Source organism: Lacticaseibacillus suilingensis, from assembly GCF_016861845.1.
In the GTDB taxonomy this organism is placed as follows: Bacteria; Bacillota; Bacilli; order Lactobacillales; family Lactobacillaceae; genus Lacticaseibacillus; species Lacticaseibacillus suilingensis.
Genome location: NZ_BOLV01000017.1, coordinates 1 through 16,715, shown reverse-complemented (window position 1 = coordinate 16,715; position 16,715 = coordinate 1). Strand labels below are relative to the sequence as shown.

Sequence of the window (16,715 nt, the reverse complement as noted above, 5' to 3'; positions counted from 1 at the left end):
GGAAAACACATGCGATTAGCAGAAGGTATCATAATCGACTTAGAAAAGACTTTTGGCGTTTTGAAGTTCTCCGGCCAGCGTCGTGAACGCTTCGTGCAAGACGAAGACGGCAACCGCACCGACGACGTGAAGGAACGCACCTATGACCTGAAATCCATGAAGCAAGGAATGATGATTCAAGTTTCGATTCCGGCAGAGGCTGGCGTCAAGGACTTCAAGTACAACCAGATCGTGACCTTGGTTGATCCAGAAATCAATGCGTTAGCCAATGCCGAGTTTAACCGTGTCGAGACTTCTTGGTTCATGAAAGCTAAGGATCTCGTGATTGCCACCGCACCGGTAAAGCCACAGGAGAAGCTAAACAACAATGACAAGAAATAACTCACTGTCCCACTCCTCCCGCGCACCGCCCGCTGCGGCGGTTACTTGTGACTAACGAAAGGAGTTGATTATTGATGATGACTTCCGCCATGACCGTAGTTGGTCGTGAAGTATTCATCGACGACTATAACGAAGAAATCGACATTGACTACCGCCTTGATCCAGACGAGATTCTGCAAGACATGGTGGAACTCATGGAAGAAAGCCCTGAATCCTACCAGCACCTGCATATCGACAGCGAACAGACTAACGACGGTATGAATAAGCTATTCTCATTCACTTCATATGAGGGTGAAGATGGCTTGCGGCCTTCGTATCTGGGCGTCAGCGATGAATAGAAAGGACTGATAACATGGCACTGACACTTAGAATTGAAGGCTTCTTTGAAGATTATCCAGCTTTGGTTGATCCTGATTACCACGACCCTAGCCCGGATGCCTTGATCGACATGGTATTGATGGCCGCCGAACAGTCCAATCCTGACGAACCGTTTTCCATCTGGGTAGACGGTGAGTGTACCCGCGACCACGAATCCAAAGAGTTCAGCTTCAATATCGACACTGAAGACCGACAACCCGCTATCAAATATATTGGCGTCAAGTAACGCTCAAAGGAGAATTTCTATGAATGATCAAACAACCCTCATCAACTTGGATGACTTTATGCTTCACTACGAACACATTTCTGACTTTGACAACGGCGCATCACCCACTGGTGACGTCATCATCAACTTAATCGACGCAGCTAATCACGCGGTTCAAGCTGGCATGAATGCCTGTGATTTGATTTTAGCCAGTGAGCAGTGTGCGAAACCTGAAGCCTACCTTCACGGAGCGCGCTTTAGTTTCAACGTTTCAAGTAGTCCGCTGGGCCTCGTAATTGGCTACGACGGCGTAAATATTGACGAATGAAGCTAACCTATCGCGGTACACGGGTCTATCCGCGTCAACGCAACCTGCTCTACAACACCGCTATGACCGTTGTGGTTTCCTTGTGGGTAACTGGCGTAACTATCGCCTATTGGCCGCTGCTAAAACAAATTAACTGGAAATTCTTTAGTTGGTCGGACGTGGCGGCGCTGCCCTGGTCATGGTTGCCGCTGATTATCAACAGTTTATGCACAGCACTACTCTTTGGTGCTGGCTTGTGGACATACCGAACTTGGTTTGCGGATTCCTACAAGCAGATGGAACACCGTCAAAAGCTCGCCCGCATGATTATGGAGAACAATTGGTACCAAACTGACCAGTCCAACAGCGAGAGTTTCTTCAAGGACTTAGGTTCAACGCGCACCAAAGAGAAGATCTCGCACTTCCCCAAGATTTACTACCGGCTCAAGGACGGGCTGATCCATGTTTCCGTTGAAATCGTCATGTCTTCCTATCAAGACCAGCTCCTGCACTTAGAAAAGAAGCTAGAGGCTGGTCTTTACTGTGAGTTGATCGACAAGATCCTGCACGACTCTTATGTCGAGTACACCTTGCTTTACGACACCATTGGCAAGCGCATTACCATCGCTGATGTGACCTGTGAACATGGCGCCATGCAGCTCATGGAAACCGTGGCTTGGCACTATGACGCACTACCGCACATGCTGATTGCCGGTGGGACTGGTGGTGGGAAGACCTACTTCATTTTGACGCTGATCGAAGCGTTACTGAAAGACGGTGCCCAGCTCACCATTCTTGACCCGAAAAACGCTGACCTTGCTGATCTGGCTGACGTGATGCCGGGGGTCTACTCGAAGAAGGAGGCCATGCTTGGCGCACTTGAAACTTTCTATCAGGATATGATGGTGCGCAACAACAAGATGAAACAAATGGACGGATACAAGACCGGCGAGAACTACGCCTATCTTGGACTGCCCGCCCACTTTCTGATTTTTGATGAATATGTGGCTTTCATGGATATGCTTGGCCGCGATGCCATGCAGGTGATGTCCAAACTCAAGCAGATCGTCATGCTAGGCCGTCAAGCCGGATTCTTTCTCGTGTTGGCTTGCCAACGGCCTGATGCCAAGTATCTCGGTGATGGGATTCGCGACCAGTTCATGTTCCGGGTTGCGCTTGGGCGCATGAGTGAGCTTGGCTATTCCATGATGTTCGGCGAAACCAACAAAGACTTTTTCCAGAAACCAATCAAGGGACGCGGCTATGTGGACACTGGCGGCAGCGTCATCTCTGAATTTTACACGCCGCTAGTCCCACGTGGCTATGACTTTCTCACCAAAATCGGCGCCGCAGCCAATACCGTTCCCGCAACCCCCACAAAACAGGAGGTGCCAAATGAGCACTGATGTTAAAATCAAAAACCGCACGCAATTCCTCAACGATTTTCACGAGAACGTGCCTTTCCAGTCTGACGAAGACGCGGAAGACCAGCTGCAATGGATGGCGATGCACGCCCACGAATACCCAGATTCACGAATCTGGATGGGCGCTCCCGGCGGACTGACCGCTGATCGTTTTCCGAAGCGCTTTTGGTTCAATGTCACCACTGGCGACAACGGTGGCTTGATCACGACTTACACCAACGTCGCAGATGAAGGCGATGAGGAGTAGGTCTATGGTAATCCGATCTCGTTCACCAAATCTAACGCAGCATCGCAGGTAGCTTCATAAGTGACGTTCTCACTGTATACGTAGGCCACTCGGTACTTTTCCCAGCGCTGTTTCAAAAGCCCAGACCCACGCAATGAAGTGATGATCTCTGCATATCGCGGCAATAGAGCTTCCGAACCACGAAGCTCTGCTGTCGCCCGCAATGCATCCTTTAAGACTTTGAAATCAATATTCTGCCGCTGCACCTTATCAAACAGATACAAGTCGTAGAAGTCTTTCATTCGTGAATTAAGCTCCTGACGCACGACCATGGATTCGAGTTTCTCGGCAAGAATGGTTTCCATATTGTAGGCCATGACCAGAATATCTTGGTCATTAAAAATCGTGCGATGATGCCATGAAATTTCACGAGGCGTGATTGTGTCCCCGGTTGAAACGTCAATCTTCGTATCTACAACGCTGTTATAAATTTTGCTTCGATATGAATGCGAAACCCGGCATACTCTGCGGCAACGCGAATATCATCAATCTTAGCAATCCTGATTGTCACGTCGCTATCTGGCTCATTCATATTGGCGATGTCCGTAAACACTTTGAGAATTTCCTCTTTTGTTACCGGCAAACCCTTGACCGAGGTATCGACGTCACGCGTTGCTCGCGTATCAACGCCTAGCATTGACGCAATTAGAAACCCGCCTTTGAGAATCAAATTATCTCGATAGGGTGAGCGAGAAATTCGATCCACAATCTCGTCTAACGCTACCTCCTGCATCAAGATTTGAGGATCAATCTGTTTTTCTTTGGCAAGGTTACGCACCTTGGCCCTGAACTGTTGCCCATTTGAAAAACCGAGTTTCATAGTAGCACCTCCATGTAGTTGTTGATTTTTTCTCTCACTTTGAACAAATCTGCATAGCGTACCAATCGCCCAATATCTTTTTGCTTTAGTTGCGAATAGCTGATCATCGCTTGACGGATAGTTTCCGAATCCGATGAATCGCGCGTTCGCAATATATCACAAAGGGTTCGTTCGATGTTATAGACCCGTACCTTGTGTTGCCCCGACGAGAGCACTTCCTCAACCCCTAGATCGTGCCATTCGGATTTTTGATGATACATCCGAACTGGAAATTCACCGATTGAGCTTGGGTAGTAGCCGCGGGGAAAATTCATTTGGTAGCGATCCGGCGTCCGGTCGATCATACGATGCAAAAACAACGCAGTGTCTTTGTAATAGACACCCTTACTAAACCGATATTGAAGGATATACATGTCGTCTTCAAATATTGCCGGATCAATGTACACTCCGCGTCCCACACGCTCCAGCTTCCCGCGGTTAGCAAGATCAATGAGCAGATGTGGATTGACCCCAAGCTTTTTGGCATCTGCGGTCGTCACTTGGCCATTATTTTGTTTCATAAATGATTCGATTAAATCTGACATTAAACTCACCTCACGTTTCAAACGTCATTATACCATATGATGACGTTTGAAACGTGAATTCACGAATACGAAAGGAGATCCCATGAGAATTCCGATAATCAACAACCAAAGTCGCTTTCAGGAAGATTACGCTGACACAATCATAGCTGGAACACCAGAGGACGCCGAAGACGCCTTACTGGAAATGTGTGATTACATTGAGCCTTACGAAGACGGTGATCACTGGCTCGAACTCGTCGGCGACCGCACCATCTCAGGTAAGCCCATCTACTTCTGGTTCACGGCTACCATGACGCAAACTGGCATGCAGCTCACTTACCATAGCTGGGCCCACCATTATTAATCAGCTTCACGCCGTCATCAAAACAAACCCGTTTGAAAGGAGCAAGACTATGACTATCCAATCTGTTCAGCAAGGCTGCCCCCTGCTGCCGCCACGCGCGGCGTGCAACGCGAAAGCCGCAAGCGTGAATGGCAGCGGTCGGCGCCAGCCGACCGCTTACCCCCAGTACTCTAACAGGGGGGTATTAAATACAACGTCTGTGCCTGAACACGGGGTAGAAAGGTTGCTATGACGGCATTTGAATAGAAAAAGTCAAAATGATGGATGGCACCCCCATCCATCATTTTTTGAAAGGAGCGTTGCCATGTGCTCATGGCATGAAAAGATTAAAACTAAACGCAAGCAACTCAAGCTGACCCAAGTTCAAGTCGCACGGCGCCTAGGTGTCACACGGATGCACTACGTCCAAGTGGAAAACGGCAAGACGAACCCCAGTCCCGCGCTTCAAGCCGAAATCGACCGGCTGCTCAAGAACTGGAACGACGAACCTGAACTGACGCTGATGTTTGACTACATGCGCGTGCGGTTCCCGACAACTGACGCCAAGGCTGTGATCACCAAGATTCTCGGTCTGACCCCAGAACACCTGATATTTGAAGAACATGGATTCTACGGCTATTCGGCCATGTATATCTTCTCCAACATTCAAGTCATGGTCGCGCCGATCGACTCAAACCTCGGCACGCTGGTCGAAATGAAAGGCCAAGGCTGCCGTGAGTTTGAAGGCATTCTGCTAAGCCACGGTGAAACTTGGTACGACTACTTCCTCCGTGTCGATGAAGCTGGCGGAATCTTCAAACGGGTTGATATTGCAATCAACGACATGGTTGGTCTACTGAATATCCCCGAACTGGTCGATAAGTGTCTGAACAACGAGTGCATCTCCGTCATGCGGTCATTCCAAGGATTGCAATCAGGTAAGCTCGTGGATCTCGACGAGGCTGGCCGGGGCAACACGCTATACGTCGGCACGATGAAAAGCGATGTGTACTTCTGCATCTACGAAAAGGCCGCCGAACAAGCTGCCAAGCGCGGCATCGCCATTGCCGACACACCGATCATCAACCGCTTTGAGATTCGCTTGAAGAACGAACGGGCAATCAAGGCAATTGAGAGCATGCTGATTACCCGTGACGCCGAAAAAGTCGCGTTCGGTATCATCACGCGCTACATGCGATTCGTTGATGAAGTCCCGGACAAAAGCCGCTTGAAGTGGCCGCTCAACGACCGCTGGGCATACTTCCTCGGCAAAGGTCGTCAACCGATACGCCTGACTACCGCACCCCAGCCCTTTGATATGAACAAGACCAAGGCGTGGCTCCAAAAGCAAGTCATGCCTACCCTCAAAGTCATCAAGGAAATCGACAACTACTTCGGCACTACTGACTTGCAGCTCATGATCAAGGACGCCGAACTAAACGACAAGCACCTCAAGCTGATTGAGCAACAGACTGTCGGTAGCGAGGAACTGGGAGGTGACATGTTTGGTCAATGATGTGCTTACTTCCCACCAACTGCGCGGCAAGGCATTCAAAGACTGTGTGCTGAATGTTTACGTCTACAAGGCCGCGCTAGTCGGCGTGGTCGAACACAAGCAGTACCGTCGCATCTGCGATATGAACAGTTTCGGCTTCACAGCTCAGGACTACATCGCTTGGCGCCACCAACAACAAGAACATCCTGCGGCACTGATTGGCCGCGATGGTCGCGCCCTCAATTACAGTGAGCTGCGTCGACTGCTTTACCAAACTGCCGAAGAATCCGGGTGGCCGGTTTTCAGGTCACCGGTAGAAGCATTGTTTCTTTATTAGTCATAGGTCGCCGCTGACCACGACAAAATAGCGGCATTCTTGAAAGGAGCATTGGTCACAAAACTTAAAAACAAAAAGGATGGTTATTATTATGAATTTCGGACAAAACTTGTTTAACTGGTTCACTTCCAACGCCCAGAGCTTGGTGCTGATGGCGATTGCCATTATCGGGGTCTACCTCGGCTTCAAGCGTGAGTTTTCCAAGCTGATCGGCTTCTTGGTCATTGCGATCATCGCCGTGGGGCTGGTGTTCAACACCGCTGGGGTTAAAGACGTGTTGTTGAACTTATTCAATCGCGTCATGGGAGCTTAATATGGCAACAGAAATGCGAGTATGGATTGCCAATCTAGGCAAATACAATGAAGGCGAATCCGTCGGCGCGTGGTTTGAACCGCCGATTGCTTGGGACGATGTGGCCGAACAAATCGGCCTGAACGAAGAGTATGAAGAATATGCGATTCACGATTACGAAGCGCCGTTTCCCATCTCCGAACATGAAACCATCGCACACCTCAATGAAATGTGGGCGGCTCTGGAAAAGCTCAATAACTCCGATTTGGCTGACGCAGTGGAAGAATTGGTGGAGAAACGCTTTGATGACGTGATCGAGCTGGCCGCACACATCGACGATTTCGTACACTATGACGTTGAGACAATGGAAGATCTCGCTATCAAACTGGTTCAAGATGGCGACTTTTGTGGCGAAGTGCCTGAACAGATTCAGTCATATATCAACTACGAACGGTTAGCCAGCGATCTTGAAGCCGATGGTGACTACATCACCACCTGCGACGGCATTTACGAATATCTGAACTAGTCACTGGGGCTGGCGCTGCAAAAGGCGTCAACCCTTTTATCTCACAATGAAAGGAGATCACATGAAGAAAGTCCGTTCCTACACCAGCATCTGGTCAGTGGAAAAGGTGCTGTACGCCATCAATGACCTGCAACTGCCGTTTCCCATCACATTTACGCAAATGACGTGGTTCATCGTCAGCTTGTTCGCGATCATGCTGCTTGGCGACTTGCCGCCACTGTCATTCATCGACGGCGCGTTTCTCAAATACGTTGGCATTCCTGCCGGGCTAACTTGGTTCATGAGCCAAAAGACCTTCGACAACAAGAAGCCAATGGGGTTCTTGCGGTCGGTGATCAACTACGCCATTGCCCCGAAGTTCACCTATGCTGGTAAGCCTGTGAAGTCGCAGAAAGAGAAACAAACCGCTGCTGTGACCTACGTCTGGAGGTATCACAATGAAATTTCCAATTAAGTATATCGAAGACAATCTCGTTTGGAACACTGACGGCGAGTGCTTTGCCTATTTTGAACTGATCCCGTACAACTACTCGTTCCTTAGTCCAGAACAGAAGCAACAAGTCCATGAGAACTTCCGTCAACTGATCTCCCAGAACCGTGACGGTAAGCTCCACTTGTTGCAGCTCGCCACCGAAGCCAGTGTCCGCGATACCCTCGACCGCTCGAAGAAGCTGGTCAAAGGCACGCTGAAAGACATCGCCTTCCAGCACATCGACGGTCAAGCCGAATCGCTGACCGAAAACGTTGGTGACAACCAAGTGGACTATCGCTTCTTAATCGGCTTTAAGCTGCTTCTGAACGACGCAGAGGTAACTGCCAAGTCCATCTTCAAGGATATGGCTTTAGGCATTCGGGACTTCTTTGCCGAGTTCAACACAACGTTCGCTGGCGACTTCTTCACCATGAACAACGCCGAGGTGGAACGCTATGCCAAGTCTGCCAAGTTCCTCGCCGAAAAAATTGGCCGTCGCTTCAAAGTCCGTCCGCTCGATAAGAACGACTTCGGCTACCTACTCGAACACCTCTATGGCATGACGGGTCAGGACTACGACGACTATGAGTATCACTTACCCCGCAAGAAGCCCAAGCGCGACACGATCATCAAGCGCTACGACTTGATCAAGCCAACCCGGTCACTGATTGAGCAGCACCAACGCTCAATCAAAATCACTCACGGACTGGATGCCAGCTATGTGACGTACCTGACCCTTTCCGATATTGTTGGCGAACTAGAATTTCCGGGCAGTGAAATCTTCTACTTCCAGCAAAGCCAGTTCGACTTTCCCATCGACACCAGCTTGAACGTGGAGATCGTGACGAACAAGAAGGCTCTGACCAAGGTACGAAACAAGAAAAAAGAACTCAAGGACTTAGACGAACACGCCTACCGGTCCGGCAACGAAACCACACGCGGCGTCAGCGATGCACTGGATTCCGTCGATGAGCTTGAAAGCAACCTCGACCAGACTAAGGACGCGATGTACAAGATCAGCTACGTCATTCGCGTGGCTGGGCGTAGTGAAGACGAAATGAAACGCCGCGCCGATCAGCTACTCGATTTCTACGACAGCCTCAACATCAAACTCGTGCGACCATTCGGCGACATGCTGGGACTGCACAGCGAGTTTATCCCGGCTTCCAAGCGCTACATCAACGACTATATCCAATATGTGACCAGCGACTTCATCGCCTCACTAGGCTTTGGTGCGACCCAATCCTTGGGTGAAAAAGAAGGTATCTACATCGGGTACAACGTGGACACTGGACGTAACGTCTACTTGCAACCAGACATTGCCGCACAAGGTATCAAGGGCACTGTCACCAACGCTTTATCCGCCGCCTTCCTCGGCTCACTGGGTGGTGGTAAGTCCTTCTCCAACAATCTGCTCGTCTATTACGCTGTACTTTACGGGGCACAGGCTCTGATTCTTGACCCGAAGTCAGAACGTACCGGCTGGGCGGAGAACCTCGATTTTATGGGTGACGAAATCAATATCGTCAACCTGACCAGTGAAGAACAGAACCGTGGACTACTCGATCCGTATATCATTCTGTCTAATCTCAAAGATTCTGAATCACTAGCTGTTGATACCCTGACCTTCCTCACGGGGATTTCAAGCCGTGACGCCGACCGCTTTCCAACGCTGCGAAAGGCGATCCGGGCGGTAACCCAAGCACCCGAACCGGGACTGTTGAAAGTCATTGATGAACTCCGCCGTGAAGACACGCCAATCGCACGCAACATTGCCGATCACATCGAATCCTTTACGGACTACGACTTTGCGGCACTGCTGTTTTCTGACGGAACAGCACGGCGGACAATCGCGCTTGACCGCAAAATCAACATCGTGCAAATCGCAGACTTGGTACTGCCAGACGCCGACAAGACGCAGGAGGAGTACATCACTGCGGAAATGCTGTCGGTGGCAATGCTCATGATAATCAGTACATTCGCGATCGACTTCATTCACCAAGATCGCGCCCAGTTCAAAATCGTGGACTTGGACGAAGCCTGGGCGTTCTTGAATGTTGCACAAGGCAAAGCTCTGTCGATGAAGCTAATTCGTGAAGGTCGCTCCATGAACGCCGGGGTCTACCTTGTCACTCAAAATGCGGACGACTTGCTCGATGAAAAGATGAAGAACAACATCGCCCAGAAATTCGCGTTCCGCAGCACCGACATCACTGAAATCAAAAACACGCTCAACTTCTTTGGACTAGACGCCGAAGACGAAGGCAACCAAAACCGGCTCCGGTCACTGGATAATGGGGAGTGCTTGTTCCAAGACATCTGGGGGCACGTCGGCGTGCTGCACTTTGACTATATCTTTGAACACCTACACCACGCCTTTGACACTCGGCCACCGAAACCCGTGGAGGTGATTGCTGATGACGAAAGCTAACCGTCGGCGGCTACTGCTGTTCCTCGGTGTTGTCGCAGCATTCATGTTGGTGCTGGTGCTTGCTGGCGGCCAGTCGGTACACGCAGCGGGACTGGTAGACGATCAGTCTGGCGGAGCTAACGAGTATTCCAAGTACCCGTTATCGCACTACCAGCTCGACTACTTCGTGGATACGAGTTGGGACTGGCTCCCGTGGAACTGGGGCGATGGTATCGGCAAAAGCGTTTCTTATGGCCTGTATGCCATCACCAACTTTTTGTGGACGCTCTCGGTCTACCTCTCGAACGCTGCGGGCTACCTGATTCAGCAAGCCTACTCGCTGGACTTCATCAAAGATACGTCTGACGCGATTGGGAAGAACATGCAGCTCTTGGCCGGCGTGTCAAAAGATGGCTTCACCACTGACGGCTTTTACCCCGGATTACTTTTGATGATTACGCTGGTTGTCGGCATCTATGTCGCCTACACAGGCATCATCAAGCGTGAAACCTCCAAAGCAATCTCGGCGATCGTCAACTTCGTAGTGATTTTCATCACGTCAGCCAGCTTTATCGCCTACGCACCAGATTACATCGGCAAAATCAACGAGTTCAGCTCTGACATCAGTACCAGTGCGCTCAACACTGGCTCCAAGATGATTATGCGGACTGATACCGCCACCGATAAATCAGGCGTCGATGCGATCCGTGACACCCTTTTTGAAATTCAGGTGAAGCAGCCGTGGACGCTTTTGCAGTTTGGTGACAGCGACGCTGACAATGTTGGCAAAGACCGTGTGAATACGTTGATGAAAACCGATCCATTTGGCGACAAGGGCAAGACCCGCACTGATGTAGTGAAGGCCGAAATTGAAGACAACGACAACGAGAACCTCTCACCAACCATGACCATCAATCGGTTGGGCACCACCACCTTCGTTGTCCTGTTCAATATCGCGATCACCTTGTTTGTCTTCTTCCTGACGGCAATGATGCTGTTCAGCCAGATACTCTTTATCATCTACGCGACGTTCTTACCGGTGTCGTTCTTACTCGCCATGTTGCCATCGTTTAACGGCTTGATGAAGCAAAATATCATGAAACTGTTCAACACAATCATGACCCGAGTTGGCGTGACGCTGGTGATCACGATGGCATTCTCACTATCGGCAATGGTTTATGGCTTGTCGGCCACCTCACCGTTCTTCCTCGTGGCCTTCCTGCAAGTCACTATCTTCGCCGGAATCTGGATGAAGCTCGGTGATTTGATGGGCATGATGCAGCTCCATAGCTCTGACGCCCAGCAAGGCGCCCAACGCTTCTCGCGTCGTGGGAACCGAATGCTTCGGCAATTTGTTGGCAGTGCTATGGGCGGCGCAATGGCAGGACGTTTCCTGTCGCGGGGCTATGGTAAAGGACGCGGAATGCCGCAAACACCACAGCTCCCCGCTGGGACGCAACGCGAACAAACCGCGGATGCTACCAAACCGCAACAGCCGAAGAAGCCACGCAGCCAACGTCTGGGTGAAAAACTCGCCGATGTGTCTGATATCAGTAACAAGATCAAAGACAAGACCAAGCGCGGCATTGATCAGGTGAAAGATGCGCCGACTAACATTTTATATGGCTTGCACCGTGGTAAGCAACTGTCCAAGGAGGCTGCCGAAACCGCGAAGAATAGCTTCAAAGGACAGCGTGAAGCTATTCAGCAAGAACGAGACAAGCAGCTTGAACAACGACGTAAGCAGATGCAAGAACGCAGGCTCGCAATCAAGCCGAAGTCTGATTCTGAAAAGCCCGAGCCAACTGCCGCGAAGCCTCCAGTTGAACCAAAACGCAAACCAACGGCTACCAAACCACCTGTTGAACCGACCCGTAAACCAACGACTGTCACGTCTGCCAAGCCAAAGTCCGAACAGACTGCCGCTAGTGGTAAGCCTAAACGCACCCCGACGCAACCGACTTCAACTCGGCCGCCACGTCCGGCAACCAAACCACAAGCAGACCCCGCAATCAAGACGCACCAAGAACCCGCAACACCACCGGCGACAAAGCCCAAAAAGCCACTGAACCTCGTGTCCGAAAAACCAGCCAAGCCACGCAACCCCAAGCCGCAGCGGATTAAAAAGGCTAAGAGGCGTAAGAAGCGATGAAACTCTGGCGCTGGTTAGCTCTCGCCGCACTCCCAATACTCCTGATTGGCGGTCTGTTCTTTACAGTCATCGCCTCTGATGATGACGAAGACCAGCCTGCCTCTGCGATCACAGCCGACGCAATGAACTTATCCGCTGAAGTCTACAAGCACAAGCTGACGGTCGAAAAATATTGTAAGGAGTTCGGCATTTTAGACCAGGTGATGGTAATACTCGCCATCATGCAAGTCGAATCTGGCGGTAAGGGTGGCGATGTGATGCAGGCTAGTGAATCATTGGGACTGCCGGTCAACACGCTAGATACCGAAGCGTCCATCAAGCAAGGTGTGAGGTATTTCGCATCGCTGCTGAAAAGCATGAAGGCTGCCGGGGTGGATCTCAACACCGCCATTCAAAGCTACAACTACGGTGGCGGCTTCATCGACTACGTTGCTAAGCACGGCAAAAAATACACGCTTGCGATGGCGATGGCGTTTGCCAAAGAGAAGTCTGGTGGTAAGAAAGTCACCTACACCAACGCAGTTGCTAAGGACGGTTGGCGCTATGCCTACGGGAACATGTATTACGTGCCGGTCATCTCGCAATACCTTGTCACTGGTGGTGCGAAGTTCGATGACAAAACAGTGCAAGCCATCATGGACGAGGCACTCAAGTATCAAGGCACGCGGTATGTGTTTGGAGGCTCAACGCCCGCAACCGGCTTCGACTGTTCGGGACTGACCAGTTGGTGCTACGGCAAGGCCGGAATCAAGCTTCCTCGCACCGCACAAGCACAATATGACGCCACGGCACACTTGAACATCAAGGACGCCAAACCCGGCGACCTCGTATTCTTCCACTCGACCTATAATACCGCCGATTACGTGACCCACGTTGGGATCTACGTCGGCGGCATGAAGATGTATAACGCTGGCGACCCGCTGGGCTATGCTGACTTGAACTCAAGTTATTGGCAAGCCCATCTGATCGGCGCCGGACGTGTCCGAAAGTAGGTGCTGATATGGACGAAACCGGATATGGCTACTCTGACTGGATGGAACTCCTCACCAACACCTTCGATGATGCGACACGTTGATCTCAAATTTGGTGACAACCGCGCGCTACAAAACAAAGAACTCGACTTTGCGTCCAGCAAATGGGAGCGAATCAAGTTCTTGAAACAAAGAAAACCCAACACTGATGACCTGTGCAACCTGATCGATCGCTTCGTGGATCGTATGCCAGAAATGGAGTCCGGCCACCGCCGCGAATACCGACTGGCCGTGGCCCACGAAGTCGCAGTTGAGCATTGGCTAGTTGGCAAGGTGTTTGCCCCAGAGGATCGCAAGTATATTCTCGACCGCGAGCGTTTCTTGGCCGAAGAATATTTCGACAATGACCGTGAACTCGGTCAGTATATCGAAACCGACTACGAGAGCTACAAGCGAATCTCCCTACAACGTCTGTTCGTGCATTTTCTCGATATTTACGATGACTTTTACCGCTGCTACGAAATTAGAAAGGACAAGGTGAACGAACCTTGAGTAAAGACAAAACCCAAAAGAACGGCTGGTTCAAAAAGAAGCCAGCCGCGCCAAAGCCACCTAAAATTATGCACCGCGGTTTGCGCCGTCCGGTCACACTGCTTTGCTGGGCAGTCTTGATCGGTAGCACCAGCTTCGGCGTTTACAAGAACATGACCGCCATCGACACCCACACGGTGCATGAAGTCCAAGTGATCAAGACTAAGGTGATCGACACGCACGCTTTGGCGACCTTCGCCACCGACTTCGCCAAGCTCTACTACTCGTGGCAACCTAGCCACGAAGCCCTCGATCAACGCCAGAAAGCCTTGCAGCCGTACCTCGTGGAGCAACTACAATCACTGAACGCTGACACCGTGCGGAGTGATATTCCAACCACAGCCACGGTTAGTGAAGTTAAGGTCTGGGACGTGAGCGAGACGGCCAAAAACACGTTCCGCGTACTATTCACGGTGACGCAAGAACTCGCCAAGGGCAAAGACAAGAAGGCTGTGACCAGCACTTACACCATTAACGTCATGCAAAATGACAATGGCGATATGGTGGTCACTAAGAACCCAACCATCGCGGCGGAACCTGCGACAGCACGGATCAATCTGCCAGATACGCAATCTGATAATTCGGTAGACAGCAGCACCGCAGACAACGTAACCAAGTTCCTCAAGACGTTCTTCGCCTTGTACCCACAAAGCGATCGCAATGAACTCAAGTATTACGTCAAGGACGGCACGCGGCCTATCGAACGGAACCTCAAGTTCGTGGAACTGCTCGATCCTGTCTTCAAGCAGACTAAGCGCGGCCTGACCGTCACCTTATCTGTGAAGTATCTCGATACTGACAACGATATGAGCCAAGTCTCGCAATACACCCTGACCCTCTCCAAGCAAAGCAACAACTGGATTATCACTGACGGAATCTAAAAAAGAAGACCCGGCACGACCTCACGCTGAAACTAGCGCAGCAGATTGTGCCGGGTCTTGTTGCCGTCCTACTTTTGCAACACAACGGTAAGGCACTGGTATTGTTGAAACAGGGACGCCTCAACAGTATGTACGTTGATGGTTCATTACTTCAAGCAATGCTCTCTGCATACGTTACTACTCCTGAATGGTCATTAGCTATCGTAAGTGCAATCCTAGGAGTAAATTTGATTGTTAGACTATAGCAAGTAGACACTTCCTTGTTGAGATTTACAACTCAAAAGCTGCAAGACCGCTTATCAACGTTTTGGTAGGTAGTGGCTGTTCAACTAGGCCACCATATTCTCGATGCTAGTAGTAAATTTGTACCGGAAACGATAGGTTTGCCCTTCGTTCGTGGTTAAAATTAAAATTGGTATAGCAAACACTCTCAAGAATGTCAGCGCATTGCTTAATACCATTGCCTGATCGATTTTAACGGCCAATGACTCAGCTGTTCGGGTATTGACTAAGTCCAAGCCTACTGACCCTTTGAGAAAGGCGAATCGGCGTTCAATGGCCCCGCGTCGATTCTCTGCGTCCGTATCCTGGCGGCGTTTCTTGGCATCAATGTGTTTGGGCTTTGCGCCAAGTTTAGGTCCGCACAGGGTGATGCCTAGGTCCTTACACAACTTTCGATTGTCGCGGTTGCGATAAAGCGTGTCTGCCAACACCTCATCTGAGTAATGGCCATGCAAGTCGAAGTAATGATCCAAGGTCGCTTCAAAGTCTTTACTCTCATTGAAAGCTCTGAATTCGAAACGCTCAATATCAACGATGCCCTCACTTAACGATGCGTCAATCTTGGCCCCAAACTCAACTTTGGCTTTCGCCTTATCACGCTGGATCGGTCGAATATAAGGCTGTTGGAGACTAACAATCGGGTCTGCGACATGGTGAATCTTGTGTTCAAACATATACCATTGTTGGTCAAACAAGATTCGGATGACACCCAAGCGTACTGCTTGTTTGGCGGTTAAGATTGCCCCTGCATCAATGAATTCATTGATGTAGCGCAAGTCGCGACGGACGTATTGAAGTTGCGCTTTAACTTGCTTGTGAACGGATTGCTTTTGGCTCTTTGGATGGCGTGAGAAAGCCGTCCAAACTTGTTTGGCTTCACGCTTATACATGCGTGGATTAGGGACATTCAGTTGATGCGCCATGTCAATGGCCATGTCTTCAAGATTCTTGCGGGCTTGATTGAGCAGCGAGGTATCTTGGGGATAGCGGATCTTCACCGGAATCGCTGTGGCATCCGTGATCATCACGTCAACCTTGAATGGCACCAAGGCTTCGATCTTGGCACGAAGCCAATCATTGATAATGTTTCTGACCAGTTCAGAGATATCCGCAATCCGTTTACGGAAGGTACACAAGCTGGTGTATGCGAAGGGCTTCTCTGCACGATATTCCGAAAGCCCGATGAAATACTGATAAGCCGGCGTATCTCGAATTGCGTCGACCACACCGCGATCGGTTAGTTTCATTCGATTCTGAATCAGTCCAGCGCCATAAAGCATCCGAAATGGCTTGGCCGCTCGCCCAGTACTTTTCTTGGAAAACTCCAATTGGTATGCCTCATCCAGTTCTTTCCACGGGAAAATATCGGCCAAGCGCACCCACTCGTTATCTGGACTGAGCGGTGTGCTCAGGCCGCAACCAAAGGATTCAAAAGAGAGTTGGTGGGGACTTTGACGATAAACCATGGATAAAACCTCCGAGTGAATTTCGTAAATGCACGGGAAATGTCTGAAAACCGGGACCCCAGTTTACAATTCAAGTGCAACACCCTGACGACTAGACCAAAAAGGCCATGAAGACCTATTCTTGTTAGTACTA

At 50.3% G+C, this 16,715-nt stretch carries 19 protein-coding genes and 1 pseudogene; 17 read left to right on the top strand and 3 right to left on the bottom strand.

The genetic code is table 11. From position 1 onward, the window contains the following. The first annotated feature begins 9 nt into the window (after nt 1-9). The 6 genes from JUF11_RS10300 (at nt 10) to JUF11_RS10275 (ending at nt 2,942) form a co-directional block, all read left to right on the top strand. On the top strand, nt 10-381 hold the full coding sequence (locus JUF11_RS10300) for a YdcP family protein (protein WP_016379201.1): 372 nt from the start codon (nt 10-12) through the stop codon (nt 379-381). Between the two features lie 74 nt (nt 382-455). Continuing rightward, on the top strand, nt 456-719 hold the full coding sequence (locus JUF11_RS10295) for a hypothetical protein (RefSeq protein ID WP_070720972.1): 264 nt from the start codon (nt 456-458) through the stop codon (nt 717-719). A 14-nt stretch (nt 720-733) separates the two neighbouring features. After that, nucleotides 734-985: a hypothetical protein gene (locus JUF11_RS10290; protein WP_016379203.1), complete on the top strand. Its 252-nt coding sequence runs from the start codon at nt 734-736 to the stop codon at nt 983-985. Between the two features lie 19 nt (nt 986-1,004). Beyond that, nucleotides 1,005-1,292, top strand: a complete 288-nt coding sequence (locus JUF11_RS10285; RefSeq protein ID WP_016379204.1) for a hypothetical protein — start codon at nt 1,005-1,007, stop codon at nt 1,290-1,292. Then, nucleotides 1,289-2,677 carry an FtsK/SpoIIIE domain-containing protein gene (locus tag JUF11_RS10280; protein WP_204119531.1) on the top strand — a complete coding sequence of 463 codons (1,389 nt, stop codon included), beginning with the start codon at nt 1,289-1,291 and terminating at the stop codon, nt 2,675-2,677. The genes JUF11_RS10285 and JUF11_RS10280 overlap by 4 nt, the downstream gene beginning before the upstream one ends. Further along, complete coding sequence (locus tag JUF11_RS10275) at nt 2,667-2,942, top strand: hypothetical protein (RefSeq protein ID WP_123157013.1); 276 nt, start codon at nt 2,667-2,669, stop codon at nt 2,940-2,942. The genes JUF11_RS10280 and JUF11_RS10275 overlap by 11 nt, the downstream gene beginning before the upstream one ends. 2 nt (nt 2,943-2,944) lie before the next feature. On the opposite strand, the pseudogene JUF11_RS10270 reads toward JUF11_RS10275, so the two are convergent. Further along, nucleotides 2,945-3,714 (bottom strand): annotated as a pseudogene (locus tag JUF11_RS10270) (nucleotidyl transferase AbiEii/AbiGii toxin family protein). An 83-nt stretch (nt 3,715-3,797) separates the two neighbouring features. Beyond that, entirely contained in the window at nt 3,798-4,385 is a 588-nt protein-coding gene (locus tag JUF11_RS10265) for a type IV toxin-antitoxin system AbiEi family antitoxin domain-containing protein (RefSeq protein WP_204119530.1), read from the bottom strand. 82 nt (nt 4,386-4,467) lie between these two features. Here JUF11_RS10265 and JUF11_RS10260 point away from each other — a divergent pair, with 82 nt between their 5' ends. The 11 genes from JUF11_RS10260 (at nt 4,468) to JUF11_RS10210 (ending at nt 14,834) form a co-directional block, all read left to right on the top strand. Continuing rightward, nucleotides 4,468-4,728 (top strand): hypothetical protein, encoded by a 261-nt coding sequence (locus JUF11_RS10260; RefSeq protein WP_016379211.1) that lies wholly within the window; start codon nt 4,468-4,470, stop codon nt 4,726-4,728. A 304-nt stretch (nt 4,729-5,032) separates the two neighbouring features. After that, a complete protein-coding gene (locus JUF11_RS10255) occupies nt 5,033-6,223 on the top strand; it encodes an XRE family transcriptional regulator (RefSeq protein WP_204119529.1) in 1,191 nt (396 codons plus the stop codon). Further along, nucleotides 6,213-6,539 carry a hypothetical protein gene (locus tag JUF11_RS10250; RefSeq protein WP_070720958.1) on the top strand — a complete coding sequence of 109 codons (327 nt, stop codon included), beginning with the start codon at nt 6,213-6,215 and terminating at the stop codon, nt 6,537-6,539. The genes JUF11_RS10255 and JUF11_RS10250 overlap by 11 nt, the downstream gene beginning before the upstream one ends. A 91-nt stretch (nt 6,540-6,630) precedes the next feature. Beyond that, the gene (locus JUF11_RS10245; protein WP_003606383.1) at nt 6,631-6,852 is read left to right on the top strand and encodes a hypothetical protein; all 222 of its coding nucleotides are present in this window, start codon (nt 6,631-6,633) and stop codon (nt 6,850-6,852) included. A 1-nt stretch (nt 6,853) separates the two neighbouring features. Then, nucleotides 6,854-7,357 carry an antirestriction protein ArdA gene (locus JUF11_RS10240; RefSeq protein WP_204119528.1) on the top strand — a complete coding sequence of 168 codons (504 nt, stop codon included), beginning with the start codon at nt 6,854-6,856 and terminating at the stop codon, nt 7,355-7,357. A gap of 61 nt (nt 7,358-7,418) precedes the next feature. Then, entirely contained in the window at nt 7,419-7,811 is a 393-nt protein-coding gene (locus JUF11_RS10235) for a conjugal transfer protein (RefSeq protein WP_123157018.1), read from the top strand. Next, a complete protein-coding gene (gene tcpF / locus JUF11_RS10230) occupies nt 7,795-10,260 on the top strand; it encodes a conjugal transfer ATPase TcpF (RefSeq protein WP_204119527.1) in 2,466 nt (821 codons plus the stop codon). Before JUF11_RS10235 ends, tcpF begins: the two co-directional genes overlap by 17 nt. Continuing rightward, nucleotides 10,247-12,391 carry a CD3337/EF1877 family mobilome membrane protein gene (locus JUF11_RS10225; protein ID WP_204119526.1) on the top strand — a complete coding sequence of 715 codons (2,145 nt, stop codon included), beginning with the start codon at nt 10,247-10,249 and terminating at the stop codon, nt 12,389-12,391. Before tcpF ends, JUF11_RS10225 begins: the two co-directional genes overlap by 14 nt. Continuing rightward, nucleotides 12,388-13,383, top strand: a complete 996-nt coding sequence (locus JUF11_RS10220) for a bifunctional lytic transglycosylase/C40 family peptidase (protein WP_204119525.1) — start codon at nt 12,388-12,390, stop codon at nt 13,381-13,383. Before JUF11_RS10225 ends, JUF11_RS10220 begins: the two co-directional genes overlap by 4 nt. Before the next feature lie 162 nt (nt 13,384-13,545). Next, nucleotides 13,546-13,914, top strand: coding sequence for a hypothetical protein (locus JUF11_RS10215; RefSeq protein WP_236000554.1), 369 nt, complete (start codon nt 13,546-13,548; stop codon nt 13,912-13,914). Next, nucleotides 13,911-14,834 (top strand): conjugal transfer protein, encoded by a 924-nt coding sequence (locus JUF11_RS10210; RefSeq protein ID WP_204119524.1) that lies wholly within the window; start codon nt 13,911-13,913, stop codon nt 14,832-14,834. The genes JUF11_RS10215 and JUF11_RS10210 overlap by 4 nt, the downstream gene beginning before the upstream one ends. A 329-nt stretch (nt 14,835-15,163) precedes the next feature. On the opposite strand, the gene JUF11_RS10205 is transcribed toward JUF11_RS10210, so the two are convergent. Continuing rightward, the gene (locus tag JUF11_RS10205; protein WP_204119523.1) at nt 15,164-16,582 is read right to left on the bottom strand and encodes an IS5 family transposase; all 1,419 of its coding nucleotides are present in this window, start codon (nt 16,580-16,582) and stop codon (nt 15,164-15,166) included. Nucleotides 16,583-16,715 lie beyond the last annotated feature (133 nt).

Bases quoted from the DNA above. Each gene is read 5' to 3' on its own strand.
- JUF11_RS10225 (WP_204119526.1), top strand. From the start codon at position 10,247: ATGACGAAAGCTAACCGTCGGCGGCTACTGCTGTTCCTCGGTGTTGTC.
- JUF11_RS10235 (WP_123157018.1), top strand. From the start codon at position 7,419: ATGAAGAAAGTCCGTTCCTACACCAGCATCTGGTCAGTGGAAAAGGTG.
- JUF11_RS10280 (WP_204119531.1), top strand. From the start codon at position 1,289: ATGAAGCTAACCTATCGCGGTACACGGGTCTATCCGCGTCAACGCAAC.
- JUF11_RS10255 (WP_204119529.1), top strand. From the start codon at position 5,033: ATGTGCTCATGGCATGAAAAGATTAAAACTAAACGCAAGCAACTCAAG.
- JUF11_RS10205 (WP_204119523.1), bottom strand. From the start codon at position 16,582: ATGGTTTATCGTCAAAGTCCCCACCAACTCTCTTTTGAATCCTTTGGT.
- JUF11_RS10275 (WP_123157013.1), top strand. From the start codon at position 2,667: ATGAGCACTGATGTTAAAATCAAAAACCGCACGCAATTCCTCAACGAT.
- JUF11_RS10240 (WP_204119528.1), top strand. From the start codon at position 6,854: ATGGCAACAGAAATGCGAGTATGGATTGCCAATCTAGGCAAATACAAT.
- tcpF (WP_204119527.1), top strand. From the start codon at position 7,795: ATGAAATTTCCAATTAAGTATATCGAAGACAATCTCGTTTGGAACACT.
- JUF11_RS10265 (WP_204119530.1), bottom strand. From the start codon at position 4,385: ATGTCAGATTTAATCGAATCATTTATGAAACAAAATAATGGCCAAGTG.
- JUF11_RS10290 (WP_016379203.1), top strand. From the start codon at position 734: ATGGCACTGACACTTAGAATTGAAGGCTTCTTTGAAGATTATCCAGCT.
- JUF11_RS10295 (WP_070720972.1), top strand. From the start codon at position 456: ATGATGACTTCCGCCATGACCGTAGTTGGTCGTGAAGTATTCATCGAC.
- JUF11_RS10300 (WP_016379201.1), top strand. From the start codon at position 10: ATGCGATTAGCAGAAGGTATCATAATCGACTTAGAAAAGACTTTTGGC.
- JUF11_RS10285 (WP_016379204.1), top strand. From the start codon at position 1,005: ATGAATGATCAAACAACCCTCATCAACTTGGATGACTTTATGCTTCAC.
- JUF11_RS10220 (WP_204119525.1), top strand. From the start codon at position 12,388: ATGAAACTCTGGCGCTGGTTAGCTCTCGCCGCACTCCCAATACTCCTG.
- JUF11_RS10260 (WP_016379211.1), top strand. From the start codon at position 4,468: ATGAGAATTCCGATAATCAACAACCAAAGTCGCTTTCAGGAAGATTAC.
- JUF11_RS10245 (WP_003606383.1), top strand. From the start codon at position 6,631: ATGAATTTCGGACAAAACTTGTTTAACTGGTTCACTTCCAACGCCCAG.